The organism is Pseudorhodoplanes sp. (assembly GCA_032027085.1).
In the GTDB taxonomy this organism is placed as follows: domain Bacteria; phylum Pseudomonadota; class Alphaproteobacteria; order Rhizobiales; family Xanthobacteraceae; genus Pseudorhodoplanes.
Genome location: JAVSMS010000001.1, coordinates 3888590 through 3912846 on the forward strand (window position 1 = coordinate 3888590; position 24257 = coordinate 3912846).

27 protein-coding genes and 1 tRNA gene are annotated in these 24257 nt (G+C 63.0%); 11 read left to right on the forward strand and 17 right to left on the reverse strand.

Going from position 1 to position 24257, the window contains the following annotated elements:
• Positions 1-290 precede the first annotated feature (290 nt).
• Positions 291-491, forward strand: coding sequence for a hypothetical protein (locus tag RO009_18995; GenBank protein ID MDT3687120.1), 201 nt, complete (start codon positions 291-293; stop codon positions 489-491).
• A gap of 17 nt (positions 492-508) precedes the next feature.
• Here the strand turns inward: RO009_18995 and RO009_19000 are convergent, their stop codons facing one another.
• Together RO009_19000 and RO009_19005 are read right to left on the reverse strand one after the other, a co-directional pair.
• Positions 509-1039 (reverse strand): gamma carbonic anhydrase family protein, encoded by a 531-nt coding sequence (locus RO009_19000; protein MDT3687121.1) that lies wholly within the window; start codon positions 1037-1039, stop codon positions 509-511.
• A 67-nt stretch (positions 1040-1106) separates the two neighbouring features.
• The gene (locus tag RO009_19005) at positions 1107-1436 is read right to left on the reverse strand and encodes a hypothetical protein (GenBank protein MDT3687122.1); all 330 of its coding nucleotides are present in this window, start codon (positions 1434-1436) and stop codon (positions 1107-1109) included.
• Positions 1437-1604: 168 nt separating this feature from the next.
• Between RO009_19005 and RO009_19010 the strand changes: the two genes are divergently transcribed.
• Positions 1605-2324, forward strand: coding sequence for a hypothetical protein (locus RO009_19010; GenBank protein ID MDT3687123.1), 720 nt, complete (start codon positions 1605-1607; stop codon positions 2322-2324).
• A 161-nt stretch (positions 2325-2485) separates the two neighbouring features.
• Here RO009_19010 and RO009_19015 read toward each other — a convergent pair whose 3' ends face one another.
• The 3 genes from RO009_19015 to RO009_19025 form a co-directional block, all read right to left on the reverse strand.
• Complete coding sequence (locus tag RO009_19015; GenBank protein ID MDT3687124.1) at positions 2486-2698, reverse strand: DUF3126 family protein; 213 nt, start codon at positions 2696-2698, stop codon at positions 2486-2488.
• Between the two features lie 50 nt (positions 2699-2748).
• Positions 2749-3570, reverse strand: coding sequence for a serine O-acetyltransferase (gene cysE, locus RO009_19020; GenBank protein ID MDT3687125.1), 822 nt, complete (start codon positions 3568-3570; stop codon positions 2749-2751).
• Positions 3571-3750: 180 nt separating this feature from the next.
• Positions 3751-4635 carry an alpha/beta fold hydrolase gene (locus tag RO009_19025; GenBank protein ID MDT3687126.1) on the reverse strand — a complete coding sequence of 295 codons (885 nt, stop codon included), beginning with the start codon at positions 4633-4635 and terminating at the stop codon, positions 3751-3753.
• Between the two features lie 136 nt (positions 4636-4771).
• Between RO009_19025 and RO009_19030 the strand changes: the two genes are divergently transcribed.
• Together RO009_19030 and RO009_19035 are read left to right on the forward strand one after the other, a co-directional pair.
• Positions 4772-5254 (forward strand): DUF1801 domain-containing protein, encoded by a 483-nt coding sequence (locus RO009_19030; GenBank protein MDT3687127.1) that lies wholly within the window; start codon positions 4772-4774, stop codon positions 5252-5254.
• Between the two features lie 7 nt (positions 5255-5261).
• The gene (locus tag RO009_19035; GenBank protein ID MDT3687128.1) at positions 5262-5741 is read left to right on the forward strand and encodes a DUF1801 domain-containing protein; all 480 of its coding nucleotides are present in this window, start codon (positions 5262-5264) and stop codon (positions 5739-5741) included.
• Between the two features lie 37 nt (positions 5742-5778).
• Here RO009_19035 and RO009_19040 read toward each other — a convergent pair whose 3' ends face one another.
• Together RO009_19040 and RO009_19045 are read right to left on the reverse strand one after the other, a co-directional pair.
• The gene (locus RO009_19040) at positions 5779-6531 is read right to left on the reverse strand and encodes an alpha/beta hydrolase (GenBank protein ID MDT3687129.1); all 753 of its coding nucleotides are present in this window, start codon (positions 6529-6531) and stop codon (positions 5779-5781) included.
• A 159-nt stretch (positions 6532-6690) separates the two neighbouring features.
• Positions 6691-7851: a hypothetical protein gene (locus RO009_19045; GenBank protein MDT3687130.1), complete on the reverse strand. Its 1161-nt coding sequence runs from the start codon at positions 7849-7851 to the stop codon at positions 6691-6693.
• Between the two features lie 106 nt (positions 7852-7957).
• Here RO009_19045 and RO009_19050 point away from each other — a divergent pair, with 106 nt between their 5' ends.
• From RO009_19050 to RO009_19060, 3 genes are read left to right on the forward strand one after another with little or no spacing between them, the layout of a single operon-like run.
• Positions 7958-8206, forward strand: coding sequence for a zinc-finger domain-containing protein (locus RO009_19050; GenBank protein MDT3687131.1), 249 nt, complete (start codon positions 7958-7960; stop codon positions 8204-8206).
• 22 nt (positions 8207-8228) lie between these two features.
• On the forward strand, positions 8229-9422 hold the full coding sequence (locus RO009_19055; protein ID MDT3687132.1) for an FAD-dependent monooxygenase: 1194 nt from the start codon (positions 8229-8231) through the stop codon (positions 9420-9422).
• Between the two features lie 23 nt (positions 9423-9445).
• Positions 9446-10465: a methionine synthase gene (locus RO009_19060; protein MDT3687133.1), complete on the forward strand. Its 1020-nt coding sequence runs from the start codon at positions 9446-9448 to the stop codon at positions 10463-10465.
• Positions 10466-10471: 6 nt separating this feature from the next.
• Here the strand turns inward: RO009_19060 and RO009_19065 are convergent, their stop codons facing one another.
• Together RO009_19065 and RO009_19070 are read right to left on the reverse strand one after the other, a co-directional pair.
• Positions 10472-10888 (reverse strand): DUF488 family protein, encoded by a 417-nt coding sequence (locus RO009_19065; protein MDT3687134.1) that lies wholly within the window; start codon positions 10886-10888, stop codon positions 10472-10474.
• Complete coding sequence (locus RO009_19070; protein ID MDT3687135.1) at positions 10885-11160, reverse strand: metal-sensitive transcriptional regulator; 276 nt, start codon at positions 11158-11160, stop codon at positions 10885-10887. Before RO009_19070 ends, RO009_19065 begins: the two co-directional genes overlap by 4 nt.
• A 47-nt stretch (positions 11161-11207) precedes the next feature.
• Between RO009_19070 and RO009_19075 the strand changes: the two genes are divergently transcribed.
• A complete protein-coding gene (locus RO009_19075) occupies positions 11208-13565 on the forward strand; it encodes a heavy metal translocating P-type ATPase (protein ID MDT3687136.1) in 2358 nt (785 codons plus the stop codon).
• A gap of 305 nt (positions 13566-13870) precedes the next feature.
• Entirely contained in the window at positions 13871-15376 is a 1506-nt protein-coding gene (locus tag RO009_19080; protein ID MDT3687137.1) for an AMP nucleosidase, read from the forward strand.
• A gap of 15 nt (positions 15377-15391) precedes the next feature.
• On the opposite strand, the gene RO009_19085 is transcribed toward RO009_19080, so the two are convergent.
• From RO009_19085 to RO009_19115, 7 genes are all read right to left on the reverse strand, one after another.
• Positions 15392-15553 carry a Thivi_2564 family membrane protein gene (locus RO009_19085; protein MDT3687138.1) on the reverse strand — a complete coding sequence of 54 codons (162 nt, stop codon included), beginning with the start codon at positions 15551-15553 and terminating at the stop codon, positions 15392-15394.
• A gap of 95 nt (positions 15554-15648) precedes the next feature.
• Positions 15649-15999, reverse strand: a complete 351-nt coding sequence (locus RO009_19090; protein MDT3687139.1) for a twin-arginine translocation pathway signal — start codon at positions 15997-15999, stop codon at positions 15649-15651.
• A 23-nt stretch (positions 16000-16022) separates the two neighbouring features.
• Positions 16023-16107, reverse strand: a tRNA-Leu gene (locus tag RO009_19095).
• A 102-nt stretch (positions 16108-16209) separates the two neighbouring features.
• Positions 16210-16713: a xanthine phosphoribosyltransferase gene (gene gpt / locus RO009_19100; GenBank protein MDT3687140.1), complete on the reverse strand. Its 504-nt coding sequence runs from the start codon at positions 16711-16713 to the stop codon at positions 16210-16212.
• Between the two features lie 187 nt (positions 16714-16900).
• A complete protein-coding gene (locus RO009_19105) occupies positions 16901-17497 on the reverse strand; it encodes an intradiol ring-cleavage dioxygenase (protein ID MDT3687141.1) in 597 nt (198 codons plus the stop codon).
• Between the two features lie 201 nt (positions 17498-17698).
• On the reverse strand, positions 17699-18271 hold the full coding sequence (locus RO009_19110) for a histidine phosphatase family protein (GenBank protein ID MDT3687142.1): 573 nt from the start codon (positions 18269-18271) through the stop codon (positions 17699-17701).
• A 156-nt stretch (positions 18272-18427) separates the two neighbouring features.
• Entirely contained in the window at positions 18428-19195 is a 768-nt protein-coding gene (locus tag RO009_19115) for a competence/damage-inducible protein A (GenBank protein MDT3687143.1), read from the reverse strand.
• Between the two features lie 232 nt (positions 19196-19427).
• Here RO009_19115 and RO009_19120 point away from each other — a divergent pair, with 232 nt between their 5' ends.
• On the forward strand, positions 19428-20846 hold the full coding sequence (locus RO009_19120) for a circularly permuted type 2 ATP-grasp protein (GenBank protein ID MDT3687144.1): 1419 nt from the start codon (positions 19428-19430) through the stop codon (positions 20844-20846).
• 164 nt (positions 20847-21010) lie between these two features.
• On the forward strand, positions 21011-21952 hold the full coding sequence (locus RO009_19125; GenBank protein ID MDT3687145.1) for an alpha-E domain-containing protein: 942 nt from the start codon (positions 21011-21013) through the stop codon (positions 21950-21952).
• 59 nt (positions 21953-22011) lie between these two features.
• Here RO009_19125 and RO009_19130 read toward each other — a convergent pair whose 3' ends face one another.
• Positions 22012-23991, reverse strand: a complete 1980-nt coding sequence (locus RO009_19130; protein ID MDT3687146.1) for a hypothetical protein — start codon at positions 23989-23991, stop codon at positions 22012-22014.
• Between the last annotated feature and the right edge of the window lie 266 nt (positions 23992-24257).

Sequence of the window (24257 nt, forward strand, 5' to 3'; positions counted from 1 at the left end):
GAGTCTGGTCACGTCCCCACCCCTCCCCGTCCCCCGACCGGATTCGTGCGCGGCCGGCCTTCCCCCGAGGCCGGCCGCAACTTTTTGTGATCCCGATTGTCAGGGCGAGCGCACGCGCCGGCGAGGTATCACGCGATCGTGTGCGGCGACAGCAAGCATTCATTTCGGAAAACTGTGAGCGAATTTCTGAGACTGTGAGCTATCTCACAGCCCCCCTCACCTTTTGCCATCAGGTTGTACGGAGTGTGAATTGCACGCGCAGAAATGCGCGGGAATGAGAGGGACGGGAAATGGCCGCGTTTCGCATCGGGCTCGAGCGTGTCATTTACGATCATACGGGGGACCCGGTCGGCATCGGCTTTACCGTCTATGACACCAACGAGGCTGTCGTCGGCCTCGCTTTCGCGAACTTCGACGATGCCAGGAAAGGGGCGGACCTGGTGCGGCAGCTTCTCGCGCTGGTCACTTCCATCACGCCATCGCGATACTAGAAACGCGCCAGCACAATTTAGCCAATGCGTTTCAAATTCGTCGCATATTGCTTCGAGCGCCGCACATAGATATCGGCGCCGCCTGCGATCATGGCCTTGGCCTTGTCGTCGAGCGTGCGCACCGCGCGGCCAGGGGCACCTACTATCAGCGAATTGTCGGGAAACTCCTTGCCCTCCGCGACGAGCGCATTGGCGCCGACGATGCAGTTGCGGCCGATCTTGGCACCGTTCAGCACCACTGCATTCATGCCGATCAGTGAATTGTCGCCGATCGTGCAGCCATGCAGCACAACGTTATGCCCGATCACGCATTCGCGCCCTATGACAAGCGGGAAACCCGGATCGGTATGCAACGTGCAATTGTCCTGGATCTGCGAGCGGATGCCGACCTCGATCCATTCATTGTCGCCGCGCAGCACGGCGCCGAACCAGACGCTCGCATCCTCAAGCAGCCGCACGCGCCCGATCAGCGCGGCGGTCTCGGCCACCCAATAGCGACCCTCCGCCGGAAATTCCGGCCGCGCTCCGTCCAGTTCGTAGATCGGCATTCCATCCTCCGTCAAAACGGCCGGGACATTGCCACGCGACCGTTCGCTTGACGAGGTTCGGATTTGCTCAGGCGTGGAAAATCCCGAGCAACTGCAGGCCCATGATCACCACGGTGCCCGACATCAGGCTCCAGAAGCCGGAGATGACGGTCGCGATCATGGCCGGCACGAAATTGCCGCGCTCGACGCGGCAGCCTAGCAAGGTGTTGCGCATGATGATGAAAGGCGCGGCGAACACCAGGAACGGCACCTGCGCCACCGCGGCGGGCCGCGTGCCGTCGCCGAAAATGTTGAAGCTTGCCGGCCGCGCCGTCAGCAACTGGTACCCGGACGAGAGCAGCCCGGCGACCGCAAAGCCGATCAGCAAGACCAGAAGCGAGGTCACGGTTCCAGGCACGCAAAACTCTCCGCACGAACGGCGTCTGGTATGCGCAAGCGGCGCCGGACCCGCCAGCGCTTCGTTAAGAAAGGGTTAATGCGACAGATCCATCGGCAAAAAGCTTGCCGGTGCAGGCGGTTGGCTGTGTGCGATACTGCCTGTGATTCGATCGAGCTGGAGACGGCCATGACCATGGCTCATGCGGACGGCGCGCGACGCGGCGCCCGGCGCACACGGCGCAACAAGCACAGCTTCCTGGCCCTGCCGGTGCTGATGCTGATGGCCGGGATCGTGCTGGCGCTGGCGGTGATCGCCTGGCTGCTGTGGCCGCGCTGGCCGGCGCCAAACGTGGCGGTCGACGCGCCCTCGCTTCCGATCACAATTCAGGGCATCACCTTCAACATTCCGCCGGGCGCGATTCGACTCAAGAGCCAGCGCCGGCCGGGCGCGCAGGACCGCATCGATCTCGTTTTCATGTGGCCGGGTTTGACGCCGCCCGAGGAACGTCCGGTGCCGGTCGCCTCGTCGAAGGGCATCGACCGCATCTTCCTGACCATCGCCGCCAGCGACAACACCTTGCCGCCGATGGAGCGATTCAAGACGATCTATCCGCGCTATCTCGAGGCCAGCATTAGCACCAGCGAGGGCGGACTGACGGTGCGGCCGTTCCGGACCGGCAGCCCCTACCAGGGCGAAGAGCTCTTCTACGACAACGACAATCCGGAGCGGTTTCTTGCCCGCTGCACGCGTGATGGTTCCACTGCGATCGGCATGTGTCTGTTTCAGCGGCGCATAGGCACCGCCGATGTCACGATACGCTTCCCGCGCGCCTGGCTGACCGACTGGCCGAATGTGCTGTCCGGCATCGAGCGGTTGCTGGCAAGTTTTCGCGCAAGCGGGCGATGAGCTTCTTCACTCTACTTGGGGAAAGTCGACTCGCGGCGAGAAAGTCGGATGAGAGCCCTCACCCGACTCGCAGCTCACGCCGCTCCCCCAACCTCTTTCCAAACCGAACTCGGTAAATCCGACTTCGGCTGGGAGAGGTGATAGGAGGCAGGTCAAGAGGGTTACGGCTCCAGATCCGTTTCCAGGATCGCCATCTGGAAATTGTAGGACTTGTCTTCGTCCTCATCGTCGACGAACAAAACGCCGATGAATTCCTCGCCGATATAGACCTCTGCGGAATCGTCCTTCTTCGGACGTGGCACCACGCGGATCTGCGGGTTGTTGAAACACTTCTTCAGATAGGAATCGAGCTTCTTGATTTCGGTGACGTCCACAATCCAACTCCTGCAAAGGCCCATCTGCGCGGCCGGATGAATCCCGGCGATCAATCGCCGATATTGAACATCATGTCCATGCTGCGCGAGGGCTCCGCGCAGCCAGCGGTGCCAACGACCCTGGCAGGGACGCCGGCGACCGTGACGTTGTTCGGCACCGGCTTGATGACAACGGAGCCGGCCGCGATGCGCGAGCAATGCCCCACTTCGATATTGCCGAGAATCTTGGCGCCGGCGCCGATCAGCACGCCGCGGCGGATTTTCGGGTGGCGGTCGCCGTCTTCCTTGCCGGTGCCGCCGAGCGTCACGTCATGCAGCATCGACACGTCGTCCTCGATCACCGCGGTTTCGCCGACCACAAGGCCGGTCGCATGATCGAGGAAAATGCCGCGGCCGATTCGCGCAGCGGGATTGATATCGCACTGGAAGACAGACGACGAACGGCTCTGCAGATAATAGGCAAAATCCTTGCGGCCGCGGCCGTAGAGCCAGTGCGCCAGACGATGCGTGACGATGGCATGGAAGCCTTTGAAGTACAGCAGCGGCTCGATGAAACGGTCCGCGGCCGGGTCACGGTCGACGGTCGCGACAATGTCGGCGCGGAAGGCGTCGCCGATTTTCGGCTCGGCCTCCAGCGCGTCGTCATAGGCCTGCCGGATCAGTTCCGCGGATACGTCGCGATGCTGCAGACGTTCGGACACGCGATGCACGACCGAGGCTTCCAGCGTGTCGTGATGCAGGATGGTCGAGTAAATGAAAGTCGCCAGTTCCGGCTCGCGGCGAACCACCTCTTCGGCTTCCACACGCACCCGTGCCCAGACCGGGTCGACCTTGTCGAGAGAACTGGCAAGTCTGCTTTGCTGCTGCGCCATAACACGCCCTAGAAAAAGGGTCCTTCGCGAAGTTCCAACATCTCTAGCACATAGACGCTAAAAATCATCTTCGCCAGAGCGGATCAATGCGCCACAGCAATATCGTTGACGAATTGCGGAGAATAATTTTCTCCCAAGCCTGCCCAATCTTTTCGCATGCTCGTTTTTCGGGCCGCCGGCTCAGGCCTTGGTGAGAAAGCCCAGGACCGCTGCGGAGAAATCATCGTTGCGATCGCCGGCCACCATATGCCGCGCGCCGCCGACGTCGACATATTCGGCGTGCGGGACGAGCTGAAGGAATTCCTTCACGTCCGCTTCCCGCACCAGCTCTGACGAGCCGCCGCGCACCAGCAGCGCCGGAATCCGGATCCGGCGCGCCGCCTCCACCAGAAGCTCCTCGATCTGCTCACGGCGTCTGCCGACGCTGCGCGGTCCGTCGATGAAATTGGGATCCCAGTGCCAGCGCCAGCGTCCATCCGGAGATAGGCGCAGATTCTTCTTCAGGCCTTCATTGTTCTTCGGACGCGGGCGGTGCGGCAGATAATCGGCGACCGCTTGCGCGGCGTCGTCGACCGACGCAAACCCTTCCGCCGCGTGCAAGCGCATGAAGCCCTGGACCTTGTCGACTCCCCTGGGGTCGACGCGCGGCGTAATGTCAACCAGCACCAGCGAGGAGAACAATTCATCGCCGGTGCTGCGCTCGGTTTCACCTTCCGCGAGGAGCGAGGCAATGCCGCCGAGCGACGCGCCGATCGCCGCCGGACGCGTGCCGGAACGGCGATATAATTCAAGCGCGACCGCTTTCGCGTCCGATGCAAAATCGGGGAAGGAATAGGCGAGATCGGCAATCCAGTCGGAGTCGCCATGACCGCGCTGATCCATCGCGTAGGCGGTCCAGCCTCTGCGCGCAAGCTCTTCCGCGGTCTTGCGCCAGGCATGCCGCGTCTGCCCGCCGCCATGCAGCAGCAGAACCGGCGGGCCGTGGTCGCCGAAGACATCGGCGACCAGCCTGTTGCCGGCGGCGCCGGTGAATGTCGCGGTGGCGGGTTCGGGGCGGCGGGTCATGGAAATTGCCTAAGCTGCAGATGACGTAACGTCATTATCAACGATCAAAATTCCTGTGAACGGGGCTCTGAAAATTGTTGAACTGCCCGACTGAACGCCCTGCCAGATTGAGGATCCATCAGTTGGAGTGCACGCAATGGCCAAACAAATGTCCAGGAAGCCAGCGAAGGTCCCGAGGAAGGTCGCAGCCAAGCCTGGCACGGCGAAGCTTAGCGCTGCCAAACCAGTCCTTCTCTCGGGCGGAAATCCTCAGATCGCGAAGGGCTACGGCGACGCCCCCGTACAGGCCTACATCGCGGCCATGCCGGGCTGGAAACGCGACATCGGGCGCCGCCTCGACGCGCTCATCGCGCGCACCGTCCCCGGTGTGCACAAGGCGGTCAAATGGAATTCACCCTTCTATGGCGTCGAGGATAATGTCTGGTTCCTCAGCTTTCATGTCTTCACGAAATACGTGAAGGTGACATTCTTCCGTGGCGCATCGCTGCGACCGGTTCCGCCCGGCGCATCCAAACACAAGGACGTGCGTTACCTCGACATCCACGAGGACGGGTTCGACGAAGCACAGCTCACTGCGTGGGTGAAGCAAGCGAGCGAATTGCCCGGCGAACGCATGTGAGAGGCCCATGAAGAAAGCGACAACCAAGACAAAGAAGACGGAAACCGCCCCGAAAGACGGAAAGGCTGACTCTCCCTCTCAACTGATCGGCGCGAAGATCAAGAAGCTGGGCGATTGGCGCGGCGAGACGCTTGCGCGGGTGCGCGCCATCATCAAGCAGGCCGACCCGGACATGGTTGAGGAGGTAAAATGGCGGAAGCCGTCGAACCCGCTGGGCGTTCCGGTGTGGGAGCATGACGGCATCATTTGCACAGGCGAGACCTACAAGGACAAAGTGAAGCTGACCTTTGCCAAGGGTGCCGCGCTGGATGATCCTTCAGGCCTCTTCAACGCCAGCCTCGACGGCAACGTGAGACGTGCCATTGATTTTCATGAAGGCGACAAGATCAATGAATGGGCGCTGAAGGCGCTCATCCGCGCCGCCGTGGCGCTGAACACGTCGAAGTGGGCAACCACTCGCCCCCTCCGCTCTCGCAAGCGCATCTAGGTAGCGCCGAAGGCGCGTAACCCACCGACTGACGAGGCTACGGCCGCTGCCCGAGGAATTCCAGCACGCCGGTCTTGAACACCTTGTCGCCGACCGCGAGCATGTGGTCGCGGCCGGGAATGTCGAGCGCCTTCGCGCCCGGAATGAGCGTGGCAAGTTCGTGCGGCGATCCCGCGATCGGATCGCTGGTGCCGACCGCGATCAGCATCGGCACCTTGATCTGCGCCACTTCGCCCGCGGTCAGCACCTGCCGCGAGCCGCGGATGCAGGCGGCGAGCGCCTTGCGGTCGGATTTTGTCTGGTCGGCGAAGGCGCGGAACATGCGGCCCATGGTGTCGGTGACATCGGCGAGCGACGGCGATTCCAGCGCAATGGCGATATCTTCCGGCAGGCCGACACCATTGACCAGTTTGACGCCGAGCCCGCCGAGAATGGCCGAGCGCACGCGGTCGGGATATTTCAGCGCCAGGAATGCAGTGATGCGCGCACCCATCGAGTAACCCATCACATCGGCGCGCTCGATCTTCAGATGATCAAGCAGCGCGCGCACGTCTTCCGCCATCTTGGCGGTGTGATAATCGGCCGGATCATAAAGTTTGCCGGATTGCCCATGCCCGCGATTGTCGAGCGCGATCACCCGCCGTCCCGCGCGCGTCAGCGTCGACACCCAGCCGGGCGCCACCCAGTTCACGTCCTTTGTTGAGGCGAAACCATGCACGAGCACGATCGGCTCGCCCTCGCCTTCATCGAGATAGGCAATCTCGACATTGTTGTTCTTGAAAGTCGGCATGACTCTGTTGCTTTGTCATGGCCGGGCTAAACACTCGTCCCGGCCATCCACGTCTCTCCGTTGATCACCCTAAGACGTGGATGCCCGTGACAAGTTTACACGCTGGCCGGCCTTCGGCCGGACCGGGGGCGCGGGCATGACGGCTGAGAGTAATTTGTTCTAAACCTGCCTTGCCGCCATTGCCAAGCGCTGCTGTTCCACAGCCCGGCGCAATTTCTTCGCTTTCCGCCGCCGCAGATGCCGCGAGGTGGTGCGCTCGACTGCACTCTTGAACGACGAGAGGAAGCCCCAGACAAGCAACGCCGCCCAAAGCACCCACAACGCGAGATCGAACGCCGCCGCCGTCAGCGCGATGGCACTGCGGCCGAGGAATTTCAACACCGCGCGTGTCTTGCCGCCCTGTTTCTCGGCGAGCTTGGCAACGCGCGCCATTTCGCGTGGATTGTCGGCGATCTTCAGCCCGTCGAATGCGGCGCGCGCGCCGGCCTTGGTCTGCACCCGCCCGACATCGCGGGTCAGCCGCAGCAGATCGTCGGCTTTCTCGATCTTCACCGCCCCGCGCACCGCGCGCACGGCGACCGCGGGCTCGGTCAGCGAGGCACCGGCCAGCGCCTTGCGCAGGGCAGGTCCGTCGACCACGCCACGCAGCGAGCGCATGATCGATTCGCCCATGCGTGCGCCGAGCCGGCCGGTCTTGCGCGCGGCCTTCACCACCGACAGACCGACGCGCGCCGGCGTACCGGCGCCGAGCGAGACATAGGTGCCAGCGGTGATGGCAATGCCCACAGCCGAGAGGCCGAGGATGAGGTGATCGACCTCCTCCCCCGACGCCCAGCGACTGCCCTCGCGAATGGCGTCGCGGATATCGCCGAAGACGAACAGGTCGCCGAGGGCGGTGCCGGCGAGGCTCACCAGGTCGTCCGGCTCGCCGGTGATCAACCCGCGGGCAAAGCTCTCCGCCTTTGCGGTGGCGCCGGCCGCCGCTTTGGCCGCGGCGTCCACTTTGGTGAGCAGTTCGGCGGAAAGGGGGACGTTCCGCGCCTGTGCCAGTTCGACGAAGCTCCGCGCCAGGTCCGCGTCGCCGGCCGCCAGTGCCGCCTCGATTTCACGCGCGGCCGCACCGGTGTTGAAGCTGCGGTCGAGCTGCCGCTCGGCCAGCTCGGCTGGATCGTCCTGCACCCAGAGCAGCACGGCCGATTCATAGGCCCGGGGCAGCATTGCGAAGGCGGCGACGGCGCAAATCAGCGCAGCGATCGCTAAAATGCCGATCCGCAGCCGGGAGGCCTTAGCGGGAACCGGCGTCAGATCGGGGACAAGCATGCGCGGATGATCTCGGCTGCAAAAGCGGCATTGATTAACGGACATTCGCCGCTATGGTGCCCGGGAATATAGGGTGAAGTTCCCGAGGAACGAGGTTTCTACGAGCATGGCGGACCACGTCGTACCCCACTTTCACAACGATCCAGGCGTTTCCGTGATCGAAATCGGCGCCAAGGAATTCATGTGCACCGGCGCCCGCCCGCCCTTCGGCCACCCGCGCATCTTCTGCGACATGGGCGACGAGAATGAGATCATCTGCAGCTATTGCTCGACGCTCTACCGCTACAATCCGGCGCTCGATCCGCATGCGGCGATCCCTGCGGAATGCGCTCTGACCGAGAGCGAAGCCGCCTGACTTCAGCTAACCTCGGCGTGCCGTGGCGTCATCGCGAACCATCATCGTCGCAGGCGCCGGCATCGGCGGATTGACGGCGGCGCTTGCGCTGGCGCGCAAGGGATTTCGTATCGTCGTCTGCGAACATGCGCCGGAATTGTCGGAGACCGGCGCCGGCCTGCAGCTTTCGCCCAATGTTGCGCGGCTGCTGATCGAACTCGACCTTGCCGAAAAGCTGCAGCCGCATGTCGTCGCGCCGGAATTGCTGTCGGTCCGCCGCGCGCGGACCGGCGGTGAAATCACGCGCATGCAGCTCGGACGCGAAATCGCATTCCGCTACGGCGCACCCTACTGGATCATTCATCGCGCCGACCTGCAGGCGGTGCTGCGCGACGCGGTGCTCGCCACCCCGGATATCGTGCTGCAGCTTGGCGTACGGGTGCAGGATTTCGCCACGCACCAGAACGGCGTCACCGTGCAGGTTCAACGCGGAGATCAGGTGACCGACGAACGCGCCGTCGCCCTGATCGGCGCCGACGGCTTGTGGTCGGTGACCCGCCGCGTCCTGGGTGATGCGAGCAGGCCGCGTTTCAGCGGACGCACCGCCTGGCGCGCGACGGTGCTGGCGTCGGCTATGCCGGAGGAATTCCGCGCGCCCGCCGTGCATCTGTGGCTCGGACGTGGCGCGCATCTTGTCCACTATCCCGTGCGTGCGGGCGCGCTTGTCAACATCGTCGCGATCGTCGGCGATGCATGGCAGGGCGAAGGCTGGTCGCTGCCGGGCGCGCCCGACGATCTGCTCCGGCGTTTCGGCAAGCTGTCCTGGAGCGCTGTGGCGCGATCGATCCTGCAAGCGCCGGACTCATGGCTGAAATGGGCCTTGTTCGACCGGCCGGCGCTGCGGCGCTGGGGACATGGCAACGCGACATTGCTTGGCGACGCTGCGCATCCGATGATGCCGTTTCTTGCTCAGGGCGCCGCGATGGCGATCGAAGATGCCATGGTGCTTGCCGATTGTCTGGCATCCGATCCCGAAAACGTTTCCGGCAGCCTGCGCCGTTACGAATCCCTGCGGCGCGGCCGCACCGCACGGGTGCAGCGTGCGGCCCGCTTTACCGGCGAAATCTATCACCTCGACGGCCCACTCGCGGTTGCCCGCAACATGATGTTGCAGGGGATGGGCAGCGAAAATCTGCGCGCGCGTTATGATTGGCTGTATGATTGGCGGCGTCGCTGAAATGTTTGCATCGGGACCTGCACATGTTCGAAACGACCATTGCCGGCAGTCTGCCGAAACCCGCCTGGCTCGCCGAAACTGAAAAGCTCTGGGCGCCGTGGCGCCTGCAGGGCGACGCGCTCCTCTCCGGCAAGCGCGACGCCACGTTGCTGGCGCTCAAGCTGCAGGAAGATGCCGGCATCGACATCGTCACCGACGGCGAGCAGGCGCGCCAGCATTTCGTGCATGGATTTCTCGAGCGCGTCGAGGGAATCGATTTTGAGCACAAGGTCGAAATGGGGATCCGCGACAACCGCTACAAGGCGATGGTCCCGGTCGTCGGCAGCAGCCTGCGGCTGAAAGGCCGCGTGCACGACATGGAAGCCAAGGCCGCGCGCGCTCACACCCGGCGCAAACTGAAATTCACCCTGCCCGGCCCGATGACCATCGCCGACACCGTCGCCGACCGGTTCTATGGTGATCGCGTGAAGATGGCTTTCGCCTTCGCCGACCTCCTGAATCAGGAGGCGCGCGCGCTTGAACGCGACGGCGTCGACGTGATCCAGTTCGACGAGCCGGCCTTCAATGTCTTTCTCGACCAGGTTGGCGGCTGGGGCATCGACGCCCTGCACCGCGCCATCGACGGCTTGCGATGCAAGACAGCGGTGCACATCTGCTACGGCTACGGCATCAAGGCGAATGTGGACTGGAAGGAAAGTCTCGGCGGCGAATGGCGGCAATATGAAGCGATCTTCCCGGCGCTGGCGCAAAGCCGCATCGATCAGGTGTCGCTGGAATGCCGCAACTCGAAAGTGCCGCTCAGCCTGTTGTCGCTGCTCAAGGGCAAGGACATCCTGGTCGGCGTGATCGATGTCGCAACCGACGTTGTCGAGACGCCGGAAGATGTCGCTGCGACGATCGAAGCCGCGATGGCATACGTTCCGAAGGAGCGCATCGTCGCCTGCACCAATTGCGGCATGGCGCCGATGCGGCGGGATATTGCGGAAGCGAAACTGAAAGCGCTGGGCGACGGCGCGCGACTCGCGCGCGAACGGTTCGCATAGCGCCTATCACCGACCGCCCAACACTTCGCGCAGTACCTCGGCATGGCTGAGATCGAGTTCGCGTGTCGCGGTTACAAGCGTCACGCCATGCCCGCGCAGCTTTGCGCGCAGCCCGTCGAGAAATTCCTTTTGCTCCGCAAGTTCGGCGAGATAGCGCCGGCGGAATTCCGCGAAGCGCTCGGGATCATGTCCGTACCATTGCCGCAAGGCTGTTGAGGGTGAGATCTCCTTCGCCCAGAGATCGAGCCGCATCGCCTCCTTCTTGATCCCGCGCGGCCACAGGCGATCGATCAGGATGCGCATTCCGTCCGCGGCGGTCGGCGGATCGTAGACGCGTTTGACGCGGATTGGTGTCCGCGCCCTCCGCTTCGGCTCGCGCGGCTTTGCCTTCCCTGTGGTTTGTTTCAGCCGCCGTTTCGTCACCGCTCCGCCCGTACCAGCACCTGCATCAGTTCCTCGACCTTCTTGCGCTGTTCGGCGCGATCGCCGGACGCGATCGCACCATGCACGCAATGCGCGACGTGATCGCGCAACACTTCCTCCTCCACCCGGCGAAGGGCCGCACGAACGGCAGAAATCTGAGTAACAATGTCGATGCAATAGCGGTCCTCGTCGACCATGCGCGCGAGGCCGCGCACCTGGCCCTCGATTTTGTTCAGCCGTTTTTGCACGGAGGCCTTGGCATCTTTCTGCATGCGCTTTATATACCCCCCTAGGGTATAAATTTCAAGCCGGACCGGCCATGACACACGACCATGCTTCGCCTCAATCCTGCTCGCACGGGCACAATCACGCGGCCAAAACATCGCCCGGCGCAGTGAAGGATCTCGTCTGCGGCATGAGCGTCGATCCGCACACCGCCAAGCATCGGCACACGCACAAGGGGCAGACTTATTATTTCTGCTCGGCGGGCTGCCGTACCAAATTCATCGCCGATCCCGACAAATATCTTTCACCCGAGCAGCGCACGGCCGAACCGCTGCCGGAAGGCACGATCTATACCTGCCCGATGCATCCGGAGATCCGGCAGATCGGTCCGGGCTCCTGCCCGATCTGCGGCATGGCGCTGGAGCCGGAGATCGCCAGCGCCGATACCGGGCCCAATCCCGAACTGATCGACATGACGCGCAGGTTCTGGATTGGCCTCGTGCTGACGTTGCCAGTCTTCGCGCTGGAAATGGGTAGTCATCTTATCGGCCTGCACATGATCGTCGGCCAGACCACATCAAACTGGCTGCAATTCGCGCTGGCGACGCCGGTTGTGCTGTGGGCAGGCTGGCCGTTCTTCGTGCGCGGCTGGCAATCGCTCGTCACGCGCAACCTCAACATGTTCACGCTGATCGCGATGGGAACGGGCGTCGCTTGGATCTACAGCGTCATCGCGACATTCGCGCCCGGCATTTTCCCGCCGGCGTTCCGCGGATCGGACGGCGCGGTGGCGGTCTATTTCGAGGCGGCCGCCGTCATCACCGTTCTTGTTCTGCTCGGGCAGGTCCTTGAACTGCGCGCGCGCGAAGCGACCTCCGGCGCCATCAAGGCGCTGCTCGATCTCGCGCCCAAGACCGCGCGCCGGGTCGCGCAGGATGGCAATGAAGAAGATGTTTCGCTGGATTCCATTGTTGTCGGCGACAGATTACGCGTGCGGCCGGGCGAAAAGGTTCCCGTGGACGGCGAACTGATCGACGGCCGCTCCTCCCTCGACGAATCGCTGGTCACCGGCGAATCCATGCCGGTCACCAAGGAGATGGGCAGCAAGGTCATTGCTGGCACGCTCAACCAGTCCGGCTCATTCGTCATGCGTGCCGAAAAAGTCGGACGCGACACGCTGCTGTCGCAGATCGTGCAGATGGTGGCGCAGGCGCAGCGCTCGCGTGCCCCGATCCAGCGGCTGGCCGATCAGGTGTCGGGATGGTTCGTGCCGCTGGTGATCGCCATTGCCGCGCTTGCTTTCGTCGCCTGGGCCATGTTCGGGCCGGAGCCGCGCTTCTCTTACGGCCTTGTCGCCGCGGTGGCCGTGTTGATCATCGCCTGCCCGTGTGCGCTCGGCCTCGCCACGCCGATGTCGATCATGGTCGGCGTCGGGCGCGGCGCGCAGGCCGGCGTACTGATCAGGAATGCGGAAGCGCTGGAACGCATGGAGAAGGTCGACACCCTGGTGATCGACAAGACCGGCACGCTGACCGAAGGCAAGCCGAAGCTTGTGCAGATCGTCGCCGGCGAAGGATTCAACGAGACCGACCTGCTGAAATCTGCCGCCAGCGTCGAACGCGCGAGCGAGCATCCGCTGGCGGCCGCCATCGTCAGGGCGGCGGCCGAACGCAACATCGCGCTCCTCCCCGTGGACGGCTTCGATTCTCCGACCGGAAAAGGCGCGCTGGGCATGATCGACGGCAAGCGCGTCGTACTCGGCAATGCCAGATTTCTGCAGGAGGCCGGCATCGACACCGCGACGCTTGCCGTGCAGGCTGAAGCACTGCGGCAGGACGGCGCCACCGCCATTTTCATTGCCATCGACGGCAAGCCAGCCGGCATCCTCGCCATTGCCGACCCGGTCAAGACCACGACGCCGCAGGCGCTCGCGGCGCTCAAGGCGGAGGGCATCCGTGTCGTCATGCTGACCGGCGACAACCGCACGACCGCGCAGGCGGTTGCGCGCAAGCTTGGCATCGACGAGGTGGAGGCCGATGTCCTGCCCGATCAGAAGAGCGCGGTCGTGGAGAAGCTGCGGAAGGAAGGTCGCGTGGTCGCCATGGCCGGCGACGGCGTCAACGATGCGCCGGCTCTTGCCGCCGCCGAGGTCGGCATTGCCATGGGCACCGGCACCGACGTCGCCATGGAAAGCGCTGGCGTCACGCTGCTGAAAGGCGACCTGATGGGCATCGTCAAGGCGCGCACGCTGTCGCACGCGGTCATGCGCAATATCCGGCAGAACCTGTTCTTTGCTTTTGTCTACAACGCGGCCGGCGTGCCGATCGCAGCCGGCATTCTCTATCCCGCCTTCGGCATTCTGCTGTCGCCGATTATCGCGGCAGCGGCGATGGCGCTGTCCTCGGTCAGCGTGGTCGGGAATGCATTGCGCCTGCGAGCGACCCGCCTGTAAAGCGTGCGTTTTCAAACTGAATCGCCGGAGCCGCCGCCCTTCGAGACCGTCGCACGCAAGCCGGCTATCGCCGATTCGCGGATGTGGAATTGCCGGTCTCGGGTAAACCCGCGATCGGTGCGAAGGCGCCTCAGCGTGACGGGGAAGCAAGGGTAGTTTCAGCGCAAGACAACTGTTTCCGACATTTTCCGGCATTAACCAGCCTCATGGCGGTCGGCGGTCACAGCCCTTATCTCATCAAATGGGAAGCAGACTGTCCGGTCCGGAACTGCGCCTGGCCGCATGAAGAATAGCATCAAGTCGCCATGACCAAGTTCGTCAATATCAGCAGCGGCGTTCGCACCTTCACAGATGCAGTGGCCGCCGTGAATGCCATCGCCGAGATCTACGAACGCAATGTGACCTATCTGCGCGACGCCTTCGCCGCCTATGCTGCGGGGAAGGAATTCGGCGAGCACATTCGCGCGCATTATCCGTTCATCCGGATCTCGGCCGATCACTCTTCCCGCATCGACCCGCGCACGGCCTATGGCTTCCTTCCGCATGCCGGCGTCTATTCCACGACCGTCACCCGTCCCGACATTTTCCGAAAATATCTGCAGGAACAGGTCAGCATGATCCTGCATAACGGCGCCCGCGAGATCGAGGTCGGCGAAAGCACGACGCCGATCCCGATCCATTTTGCGCTCGGCGAAACGTTTCACGTCGAAGGCGGCCTGACGCCTGAGCGCATCAGCCGGCTGCCGCAGGTATTCGACGTCCCCGATCTCGCGATCATGGACGACAACATCGCGAACGGGCTCGACGTTCGCAGCCCGGATGGCGCCGTCCCGCTGTCACTCTTCCCGGCGCCGCGCATCGACCTGTCGCTCTTGCGACTGCGTCATTATTGCGGATCGTCGACAAGACATTTCCAGAATTTCGTGCTCTTTACGAACTACCAGTTCTACATCGACGAATTCATTAAGCTCGGCCACCACATCATGGCAGGAGAAACGCTGAGCGGCTTCGTTCCGCGCGGCGAATATACCGAGTTTGTCGAACCCGGCGACGTGGTCACCTGTGCCAAAGGCGTCACACCCCCGGCCGGAACGCTTCCGGGTACCGTCCCGGTCCACACGCCGCAAATGCCCGCTTATCACCTCAAGCGCGCCGACGATGATGGCATCACCATGATCAATATCGGCATCGGTCCGTCCAATGCCAAAAACATCACCGATCATGTCGCAGTGCTGCGCCCGCATGTCTGGCTGATGCTGGGCCATTGCGCAGGCCTTCGCAACACCCAGGCGCTCGGCGATTACGTGCTGGCACACGCCTATCTGCGTCAGGATCATGTCCTCGATGCCGATCTGCCGCGCGAAGTGCCGATCCCCGCTCTCGCCGAAATCCAGACCGCGATCCAGGCCGCCGTTGGTCACATCACCGGCCTGACCGGCTATGAACTGAAAAAGATCATGCGTACCGGCACGGTTGCGACGGTCGACGACCGGAACTGGGAGCTGCGTCCGTCCACCGTTCAAAATTTGCCGTTCATCCAGAGCCGCGCCATCGCACTCGACATGGAATCGGCGACTATCGCCACCAACGGCTTCCGCTTCCGCGTGCCTTACGGCACCCTGCTCTGCGTCTCCGACAAGCCGCTGCACGGCCATTTGAAGCTGCCCGGCATGGCCGACAGCTTCTACCGCCAGCGCATTTCGCAGCAGCTTGCCATCGGCCTCGAGACCATGGCGCTGTTGCGCGAAGGCGACCGCGCGCAACTGCATTCGCGCAAGCTGCGCAGCTTTCACGAAGTGCCGTTCCAGTGACGGCAGCAGGCGGCGTCAGAAGATCGCCAGATATCTCAGGAGATACAGCACGCCAATCAGGATGACGATGATGCGAATGATCTGCTTGGCGCGGCCATCCACCGGCAGCATGTTGACGAGATAAAGAACCAGGATGATGACCAGAAACGTGATCAGCACATTGATCAAAAGGCCCATGTGCAAACTCCCCTGCAAAATCAATTTGGTCTGAAAAAACTTCAGCCCACCGGCAGACGTAATCGTCTCGCGCGCGAATAGTTCCACCCGGTCGCCTACCGGACGGCTCGCTCCGAATCCGTGCGCCACGGCATCTTGCAGTTCTTTTCGACGGCGGCGGCTTCCAGCTCCCGCAGATTGCCCTGCGTGGTAAGGTATTCGTTCCGGTAAGCGAGCGCGATGGCAAGCTCACCACCGGGTCCTTGCGCGGCCTTGTCCATCAAAGCCTTCAACTCGCTTTCGCGCGCCACCTGTTCTTGTCCGGCGATGGCGAGCTGGTCGCAATTATAGATGGAGTATTTGGCGGGCCTGACGATCGCCGACGACAATTGCTCGCTGGCGCAGCCGGCAAGGCCGAGCGCCAGCAGACCGATCATCGCAGCCGACACCTGCGACACGCGAAACATTCCGCGAACAGCTCCTATCTCTTTGGTGCGGACGGAGGGAATCGAACCCTCATGCCTTGTGGGCCGCAGATTTTAAGTCTGCTGCGTATACCATTCCGCCACGTCCGCGCGGCCAGCCTTCTAGCATCGTCCGCGAGAAAGCCAAAAGCGCGGGCGAATGGTGGCGGGACGTCGGCAGACCGTCGCTGCAACCGAGACGTCGTAAAGCGGTCAGCCGCCCTCGCGAATCGGCGGCACGAAAGCGAGCCCGGTGTCCCAGGGGAAGAAGATCCAGGTGTCCTGCGAGACTTCGGTGATGAAGGTGTCGACCAGCGGCCGGCCCATGGGCTTGGCATAGACGGTGGCGAAATGCGCCTCCGGAATGAGGTCCCGCACAACGCGTGCGGTCTTGCCGGTATCGACCAGGTCGTCGACGATCAGCACGCCCTTGCCGGAGCCGCCACCGACCTCGACCACTTTCTGGTCGATCCCCTTCAGGATTTTCAGGTCGCCCTGCTTGCCAACCCCAAGATAGCTCTCGACGCATACCGTCTCGATCAGCCGCACGTTCAGTTCGCGCGCCACGATCGCCGCCGGCACAAGGCCGCCGCGGGTGACGCAGACGATGGCGTTGAAGGGCCCGGCCGCCGCCAGCCGCCAGGCCAAAGCGCGGCAGTCACGGTGAAACTGGTCCCAGGACACCGGAAAGTGTTTCTGGGTTTGCGCCTCCGCCATCCTGCCGTCTCCCGTCGCGTTTGCGGCCACCATCCCGGTGGCGGGCACCGTTGCCAACCGGCGCAGGTCGCGATCCACAGGAAAAGAGCCGTTCAGGGCGCGATCAGCAAAAGTGGGAACCCGTTTTTGCGTCCATCGTGCGCCAACTTATGAACCTGCTCCCTGATCTTCCTTGAAGATCATGGGGCTAAGAGAGGTCCAGCACAAAATTGAAGCGGGCTGCAAGCCCATCCTGCCGCTCCACCACCCGCATCAACAAGTCACGCCGGAACAAGCCGTCGCGCGCATTGCCGGCCTCGCCGGGGAAATAAAGCTGCGTGGTCAGCACCGGCCGGTTCGGCGCCTGCACCTTGACGTGATAGTGCCGCGTCCGCCCGGGATAGAGCGCCGGCTTGATGGTCAGGAAGCGGAAGCGGCCGTCGCCGTCCGCGAAAACATGCCCGCGATAGCGAAAGCCTTTGTTGTCGTAGTCGCCTTGCGCATCGGCATGCCAGAGATCGACCAGCGCGCCGGCCACCGGACGGCAGGATCGCGTGAGCACCACGCCCGTCAATTCGACCGGCTGGCCGCTCACGCTCTGCTCGCGCAGATCGCTGCGCTGCGGCGAGCGCGGCTTGTAGAACGGCCCTTCGGTCTGGCGCGGCGTCGGCGCGTCGCCGTCGTCGCATTGCGGCGTCGGCTTGAGCTCCTGCGCGAGCCCCGATCGTGGAAGACCTAGGCCTGCGGCGACGGCGGCACCAGTGATCAGAAAGCGGCGACGGTCAGAGTTGTTTGAGCCCGACATGATACGGTCCTTTTGTTCACCCGCCCCTGGTGTCCTGACGTTCTGGTGTCCCGAATCCGAAGTCCGCGTCTGAGGCCTGGTCATGAGCGGATTTCGGATTCGAAAAGCACCAGGAAACCTATGATTCTGGTTTGGCAGACATTCGCTTGCAGGACTTGCAGCAATAACGAAGCGAATTTTTGAACCACGTCTCAGAATCGCTTACGAGGAGCCCGGCGCAATCCTCGCGATCACAGACAATCTGTCGGGCAATTCTGCGGCAGCCTGCACGACGACAATCTCGCCCGACGCCGGCGAGATGCCGGTGAGGAGTGCAATATTTTCGCCATGCGTCACGACAACCAGCACGCCCGGCCCACGCCAGCTCGCAATGAAATCGCGCGCCTCCCGGCGCAGCGAGGCGCGTTTGTCACGCAACATATAGGCGTTGTTGAACGCCGAAACCTCTTCGACATCACCGAGATTCATTAGACGCGCCGTTTCAACGGTGCGGCACCATTGCGACGACACCACCTTGCCAACCGATACCGCTTTCTCGTGAAATTTTTCGCCCAACGCACGGGCCTGCGCGCGGCCACGTTCGCTGAGATTGCGCTGTGTCGTGCAATCACCGATCCGCCAGCCGGGCGGATCGCCTGATCCTGGCGCATCCGCGTGGCGGATCAACGCCACGCGGCCGTCCTGCTTCAGGTGCTCCCAAGATGCGCCCGCACGTTGCGGCACGATCGTCACACACAGGCAACCGAGACAGAAGGCAGCCGCAAGCCATCGCATGGTCGCGATGCTAGCGCGTTGTCACCTCCCGCCTTAATCACAAGCACGTCAGGCGGCCTGCGAAACATCCGCGGTACACCGCAGGAAATCCGTCACCGTCTCGACCGGACGATCTCGGGCGCGGGGCATGACAACGACGCGACGGACGTGATTGCTTCACCCAGCCTTCAGCTTCGCCTTCACCTCGCGCAGCATCTGCTCGACCGCGACCTTTGCCGCGGCGAGTTTTTCCGCATCGCGCGAGCGCACGACGACATGGGTATTGGGACCGAACTTGTCGTCGAAGAACGGATAGCTGCCGATCGTCACATCGGGATGCGCGCGGGCGATTTCGCCGAGCTCGGTGCCGATGTCGCCCTCGCGCAAGTCCGCGCGCACCGATTCCGACAGCATCTGTTTGCCGGTCTTCAGTTTCGGACCGACTTCATCCAGCATCGCCTGCATGATGTTGGGCACGCCGGCCATGACGATGACGTTTTCGATCCAGAAGCCGGGCGCCAGCGACACCTTGTTGGTCACCAGTTCGGCACCCTGCGGTATTCGCGTCATGCGCATGCGCGCTTCATTCAGATCGGGGCCCTTGAAGCGCTGCCGCAGCAGCGCCACGGCGCGCGGGTCGTAATCGATGGGGACACCGAACGCTTTTGCCACGCAGTCGGCGGTGATGTCGTCGTGCGTCGGACCGATGCCGCCGGTGGTGAAGACATAGGTGTATTTGTGCCGCAGTGCATTGAGTGCGGGGACAATCTCGTCCTCGACATCCGGCACCACGCGCACCTCGCGCAGGTCAACGCCTATCGCCGTCAGATACTCGGCAATATAGCCGATATTCTTGTCCTTGGTCCGCCCCGACAGGATTTCGTCGCCGATGACCAGAAGCCCGGCATTCACGAGGGTGTCGGATGGCGCGGATGAAGCAGTCATGCAGGATCCCGGTCTTGTAACATGTCGTCTAGCCCGCCACCGGCGGTGGCTCAAGCACCTCCGGTCCCGCCCCTGCCTTAATCAGCGCGATTATTCTCTGGGCAAATCATTTCCGTCTGAAGCCCTCGCCACCGTCCTGGCCAGCCGGCCCAAATGGCGCAAAGCTTGCATTTCACGTCTGTGTGTTTTGGGTGTGTTGTGCCAGGGCCGCCTCGTCAGGAAGGCTTGAGGAATGCCGGTGGCGTTTGATGAAATGCATGGGACAGAAGGCGCGGTCCGTCCCGCCTATGCCCTGTTGTCAGACTGGCTCTCCGAAATCCGCCCCGATGTGCTTGATTATCGCCGCCGCGAGGCCGAGCTGGTCTTCCGCCGCATCGGCATCACCTTCGCGGTTTACGGCGAGGCCGAGGCGCAGGAACGGCTCATTCCCTTCGACGTCATACCCCGCATCCTGACGGCTTCCGAATGGGCCACCCTGTCGCGCGGGCTCGAGCAAAGGGTGAAGGCGCTCAACCTTTACATTAAAGACGTCTACGGAAAGCGCGAATGCCTGCGCGCCGGTATCGTGCCGGAGGACCTCGTCTTCCAGAATCCCGTCTTCCGTCCGGAAATGAACGGGCAAAAAGTCCCGCACGGCATCTACGTGCATATCGCCGGCATCGACATCGTCCGCGTCGATGCAAACACCTTCTACGTTCTTGAAGACAATGCGCGGACGCCCTCCGGAGTCTCCTACATGCTGGAGAACCGCGAGATCATGATGCGGCTGTTCCCGGAATTGTTTTCCCGTCATCGGGTGACGCCGGTGGAGAATTACCCGGACGAATTGCTTGGCACATTGCAGTCGGTGGCGCCGGATTCGGCGCCTGGCGAGCCGACCGTGGTGCTGATGACACCCGGCGTTTTCAACTCCGCCTATTACGAGCATTCGTTTCTGGCTGACAAGATGGGCATCGAACTGGTGGAGGGACGCGATCTCTTCGTCAGGAACGAGACCGTCTATATGCGCACCACCCAGGGGCCGAAACGCGTCGACGTGATCTACCGTCGCATCGACGACGACTTCATCGATCCGCTCGCCTTCCGGCCGGATTCAGCGCTCGGCGTGCCGGGCCTGATGTCGGCTTACCAGGCCGGCAATGTGACGCTCGCCAACGCGGTCGGCACCGGCATCGCCGACGACAAGGCCGTCTACAGTTACATGCCGGATATCGTGAAATTCTTCCTCGGCGAAGAGCCAATCCTGAAGAATGTGCCGACCTGGCGCTGCCGCGAGCCGGAACATCTTTCCTACGTGCTCGACAATCTCGAGCAGCTTGTGGTCAAGGAAGTGCACGGGTCCGGCGGCTACGGCATGCTGATTGGACCGAGTGCCGACAAGGCCACGATCGCGGCGTTCCGCGCCAAACTGAAATCTTCTCCGGAGAACTTCATCGCGCAGCCGACGCTGGCGCTATCGACATGCCCGACCTGCGTCGATTCCGGCTTGGCGCCGCGCCATGTCGATCTGCGGCCGTTCGTGCTCACCGGCCGCGACCGCGTGCGCATCGTGCCCGGCGGATTGACGCGCGTCGCAATGATGGCGGGTTCATTGGTGGTGAATTCCAGCCAAGGTGGCGGAACGAAAGACACATGGGTGCTGGCGGGATGAGACTTGAAGCTCCGGTCGTCCCCGCGAAATCGGGGACCTATAAACGCAAGCCTCGGTCAATTCACGCCGGTCGCGGTTATGGGTCCCGGCTCTCGCGTAGCCTGTCCTCGGGCCGCGCTGAAGCGCGGACCCGTGGGCTCGGCCGGGGCGACGGAGACGAGTAGATGCTCTCCCGCACGGCCGACAATCTTTACTGGCTCGCACGTTACGTCGAGCGCGCCGAATATCTTGCCCGCATTCTCGAAGCCACCCAGCGCCTTACCGCCGTGCCGATCGACACCGCCGGCGAGAGCAATGAATGGGAATCGGCGGTCGCGACCGCCGGCTGCGCCCACGCCTTCCACGCCGCCTATGACGAAGCCAACGAAGACAATGTCATCGATTTCCTCGCGTTCTCGACGGCCAATCCGTCGTCGATCCGCTCCTGTTTCGAAGTTGCCCGCACCAATGCCCGCGCCGTGCGAACCGCCCTTACCATGGAAATGTGGGATGCGATCAACGGCACCTGGCTCGAGCTGAAGCGGTACGGCAACGGTCCGACCTCGCGCGAGGAATTCTCGCGCTTCCTGCGTTGGGTGCAGGAATCCTCCCTGCGCTTCGACGGCTCAGCGTACAGAACGATGCTGCGCAATGATGCCTATTGGTTCACGCGGCTCGGCATTTATCTCGAGCGCGCCGACAACACGGCGCGCATTCTCGACGTCAAATATCACCTGCTGCTGCCGGCGCAGGAGCATGTCGGCGGCCCGCTCGACTATTTTCAATGGGCCGCAATCCTGCGCTCGGTCTCCGCGCTCACGTCCTATCACTGGGTCTACCGCGAGAGTCTGAAACCCTGGCTGGTCGCCGATTTGCTTATGCTCAAGGAGGAGATGCCGCGCTCGCTGGCGAGCTGCTACGAGAATATCGTCCGCTACCTCGACGAAATCGCCGCTGCCTACGGCCGCCAAGGTCCGGCACAGCGGCTGGCCCGCGGCATCCGCACGCGGCTGCAGAACAGCAAGATGGACAGCATTTTCCAGAGCGGCCTGCACGAATTCATTCAGGAATTCATCGCCGACAACAACCGCATCGGTCAGACCATCACGCAGCAATATCTGACCTGACGCCGCAACGGCTGCGAGGCGCCGTTGCCGGCGCTTCGCAGTTCGTGATGCCCGTCGCCTTAGCGGCGGTTCAGGTGCATGCCCGGCCGGAAGGATGGCTGCCGGGCTTGCGGGGCCACGGCGACCGGTGCACGCGGCGGCAGGGCCGCACCGAACCGGGATGGCGGAGCCTGGTCGCGCACCAGCGGCGGCCGCGGAACGATCCGGCGCTCGGGCGCAACCTGCGTCGCCGGCATGCAGCGCCAGGCATTCTGGCCCGCCTGCACCGGCGTCAGCGGCGGCCGGCAAAAGCAATTGCCCGCCTTCACGATGCCGCCCGCGCAGGACAGCGGCGGCAGCGTCGTCACCTTGCCGCCTGTCGGCTTGCCGTGCGTCGGATGGTCCTGATCCACGACCGCGCCCGGACGCCGCGGCAGATCCGGATTCACATTCACCGTCGGCGCCGTCTTGATGCCGGCTGGCGTGCGCGCCTTGCAGGTGAAGTCATAGGTCGCGACGTTCGAGGTGAACGACGGGTTGGACCCCACCATCTGCACGCTGCCCTGGTAGCGGCCGGCCTGATTGCCGCCATTCCCCGGCAGCGACCACATCCCGGACTGGTCGATCCACACGCCCTCGCCGCTCTTCGAGAAGTCGAAGTAGGTGAGGAAGTCCGCGATGTTGTTCGGCTTCGACGTTTTCAGGATCTGCCATCCCGACGGCACGCCCTGATGGTTCTTCAGACGGAACTTCACGTCGACATTCTTCACATTGGTCTGCACGAGACCGGAGACCGTGATGCCGCACGTGCGGCCGTCGGATGACGCCTTCGGAAACACGGAGATGACGGCCTGCGTGACGTCGATCTTGGTCGCAACGCCATCCGGAAGGCGGCCGACATCGGGATTTTTTTTCGGATCGCAGGTGACCTTGTAGTTCCACCACTTCGAGTAGACGAAGCCGTTGCCGTTCTTCACCGCGAGGCGCACGGCGCCGCGATGCTCGTTCTGCGCCTGGCCGGTGGAGAAGCCGCTGGGGGCTTGCGGCTGTCCGGCAGGGTCGATGTCGTCATTGTCATTGGTCGGCGCGGCTTCGCCACTCGGACCGGCGGGCGGCCCAGCCGGCGCGCCGCCGCCGGACAGGAACGCGATCGGCACGCGCAGCTTGTCGTTGAACTGGCGCACCCATGTGCCCTTGGTGCCGTTCGGTTGCGAGGTCTCCAGCGTGACGAACGGCGACTTGCCGCCATTGTCGGCCTCGACGCGCGCCTCGAACGTGCCCTTGATGTTGCTTTCGACGCCCATCGTCAGCCGAAGATCGACCGGGCACGACCCGCGATAGGTCGCGGGATGTCCGGTCAGCGTCGCATTGAGGATCTTGAAGTCCGGCTGCTTGCCGGTCAGCTGATCGGCCTTGCCCACAACGCCTTCGCAGGTGACCGGAACGTTGACGTTGATGGTTTTCTGGACGTCGATTTCGGCAATCGCGGGACCACCAACCTCGGATTCATGGTGTCCGGTCTCTCCATCGACCACAAGCGTCATCGGTATTGTCTCGGAGAAACCATACGATTTGTTGATGGAGCCGCCATTGGCGAGATGCGCATTGCATTTCGCAACGATGGCATTTCCAAATGGCGACACAGCGATCCCGCCGCTATCGCTGACCGGAAACTTCGAAGCCGGAATCGCAAACCAGATGTCCTTGTCGATCTCCTTGACGTTATTTCCTCCATTTTCCTTGTAAACGCTATTAAATGCGCCGCCGTTCAGCGAAAGGCAGTCTTGACCGGCGCATTGTCCGATGAAGATGCCCCAAGCGTTGATCTTGCCTCTTCCCATCTCAATCGACACATGACCGTTGAGATGAAGGTTCTGATCCTTCAGCTTGCTCCATGTCTTGCCGTCTTCCGAAATCACTCGCACCGCGCTGAAAATGTCGGCGTTGAGCTGGAGCGACATGTTCTTCACGCTGCCGTCCCCTGCGAGGGACGGCGTGGCCAGAGGTGCCGCCAGCAACAGCGCGGCGGCCGCCGAGGCCGATCTCAATAGCTTGCGCATTTCAATCTCCATGACGTTTCGCTGCCGCGCGACCATCGCGAAGGCATCGGCCTTTCGTCATGGCGTTTAGCGCCGCCGTTCAACGCGGCAAGGCGCAAGCGTTTGAGAATAAAACACTTTTCGCTCTCGGAGTTTGGACTGGAGCGAAATGGATTTGCACAGCCGCGAAAACGACGGCGCGCGGCACGCGAGATGATCCATCAGTCGCGAAATGTTCCGCGGAATTCGGACGCACGGAAAAACATCCATGCGACGTTCTGCCGCGA

Bases quoted from the DNA above. Each gene is read 5' to 3' on its own strand.
- RO009_19040 (MDT3687129.1), bottom strand. From the start codon at position 6,531: ATGCCGACTTTCAAGAACAACAATGTCGAGATTGCCTATCTCGATGAA.
- gpt (MDT3687140.1), bottom strand. From the start codon at position 16,713: ATGGCGGAGGCGCAAACCCAGAAACACTTTCCGGTGTCCTGGGACCAG.
- RO009_19130 (MDT3687146.1), bottom strand. From the start codon at position 23,991: ATGCGCAAGCTATTGAGATCGGCCTCGGCGGCCGCCGCGCTGTTGCTG.
- RO009_19090 (MDT3687139.1), bottom strand. From the start codon at position 15,999: ATGTTTCGCGTGTCGCAGGTGTCGGCTGCGATGATCGGTCTGCTGGCG.
- RO009_19030 (MDT3687127.1), top strand. From the start codon at position 4,772: ATGGCCAAACAAATGTCCAGGAAGCCAGCGAAGGTCCCGAGGAAGGTC.
- RO009_19080 (MDT3687137.1), top strand. From the start codon at position 13,871: ATGACCAAGTTCGTCAATATCAGCAGCGGCGTTCGCACCTTCACAGAT.
- RO009_19115 (MDT3687143.1), bottom strand. From the start codon at position 19,195: ATGACTGCTTCATCCGCGCCATCCGACACCCTCGTGAATGCCGGGCTT.
- RO009_19010 (MDT3687123.1), top strand. From the start codon at position 1,605: ATGACCATGGCTCATGCGGACGGCGCGCGACGCGGCGCCCGGCGCACA.
- RO009_19125 (MDT3687145.1), top strand. From the start codon at position 21,011: ATGCTCTCCCGCACGGCCGACAATCTTTACTGGCTCGCACGTTACGTC.
- RO009_19060 (MDT3687133.1), top strand. From the start codon at position 9,446: ATGTTCGAAACGACCATTGCCGGCAGTCTGCCGAAACCCGCCTGGCTC.
- RO009_19110 (MDT3687142.1), bottom strand. From the start codon at position 18,271: ATGCGATGGCTTGCGGCTGCCTTCTGTCTCGGTTGCCTGTGTGTGACG.
- RO009_19120 (MDT3687144.1), top strand. From the start codon at position 19,428: ATGCCGGTGGCGTTTGATGAAATGCATGGGACAGAAGGCGCGGTCCGT.
- RO009_19070 (MDT3687135.1), bottom strand. From the start codon at position 11,160: ATGCAGAAAGATGCCAAGGCCTCCGTGCAAAAACGGCTGAACAAAATC.
- cysE (MDT3687125.1), bottom strand. From the start codon at position 3,570: ATGGCGCAGCAGCAAAGCAGACTTGCCAGTTCTCTCGACAAGGTCGAC.
- RO009_19025 (MDT3687126.1), bottom strand. From the start codon at position 4,635: ATGACCCGCCGCCCCGAACCCGCCACCGCGACATTCACCGGCGCCGCC.
- RO009_19035 (MDT3687128.1), top strand. From the start codon at position 5,262: ATGAAGAAAGCGACAACCAAGACAAAGAAGACGGAAACCGCCCCGAAA.
- RO009_19075 (MDT3687136.1), top strand. From the start codon at position 11,208: ATGACACACGACCATGCTTCGCCTCAATCCTGCTCGCACGGGCACAAT.
- RO009_19045 (MDT3687130.1), bottom strand. From the start codon at position 7,851: ATGCTTGTCCCCGATCTGACGCCGGTTCCCGCTAAGGCCTCCCGGCTG.
- RO009_19105 (MDT3687141.1), bottom strand. From the start codon at position 17,497: ATGTCGGGCTCAAACAACTCTGACCGTCGCCGCTTTCTGATCACTGGT.
- RO009_19000 (MDT3687121.1), bottom strand. From the start codon at position 1,039: ATGCCGATCTACGAACTGGACGGAGCGCGGCCGGAATTTCCGGCGGAG.
- RO009_19085 (MDT3687138.1), bottom strand. From the start codon at position 15,553: ATGGGCCTTTTGATCAATGTGCTGATCACGTTTCTGGTCATCATCCTG.
- RO009_18995 (MDT3687120.1), top strand. From the start codon at position 291: ATGGCCGCGTTTCGCATCGGGCTCGAGCGTGTCATTTACGATCATACG.
- RO009_19050 (MDT3687131.1), top strand. From the start codon at position 7,958: ATGGCGGACCACGTCGTACCCCACTTTCACAACGATCCAGGCGTTTCC.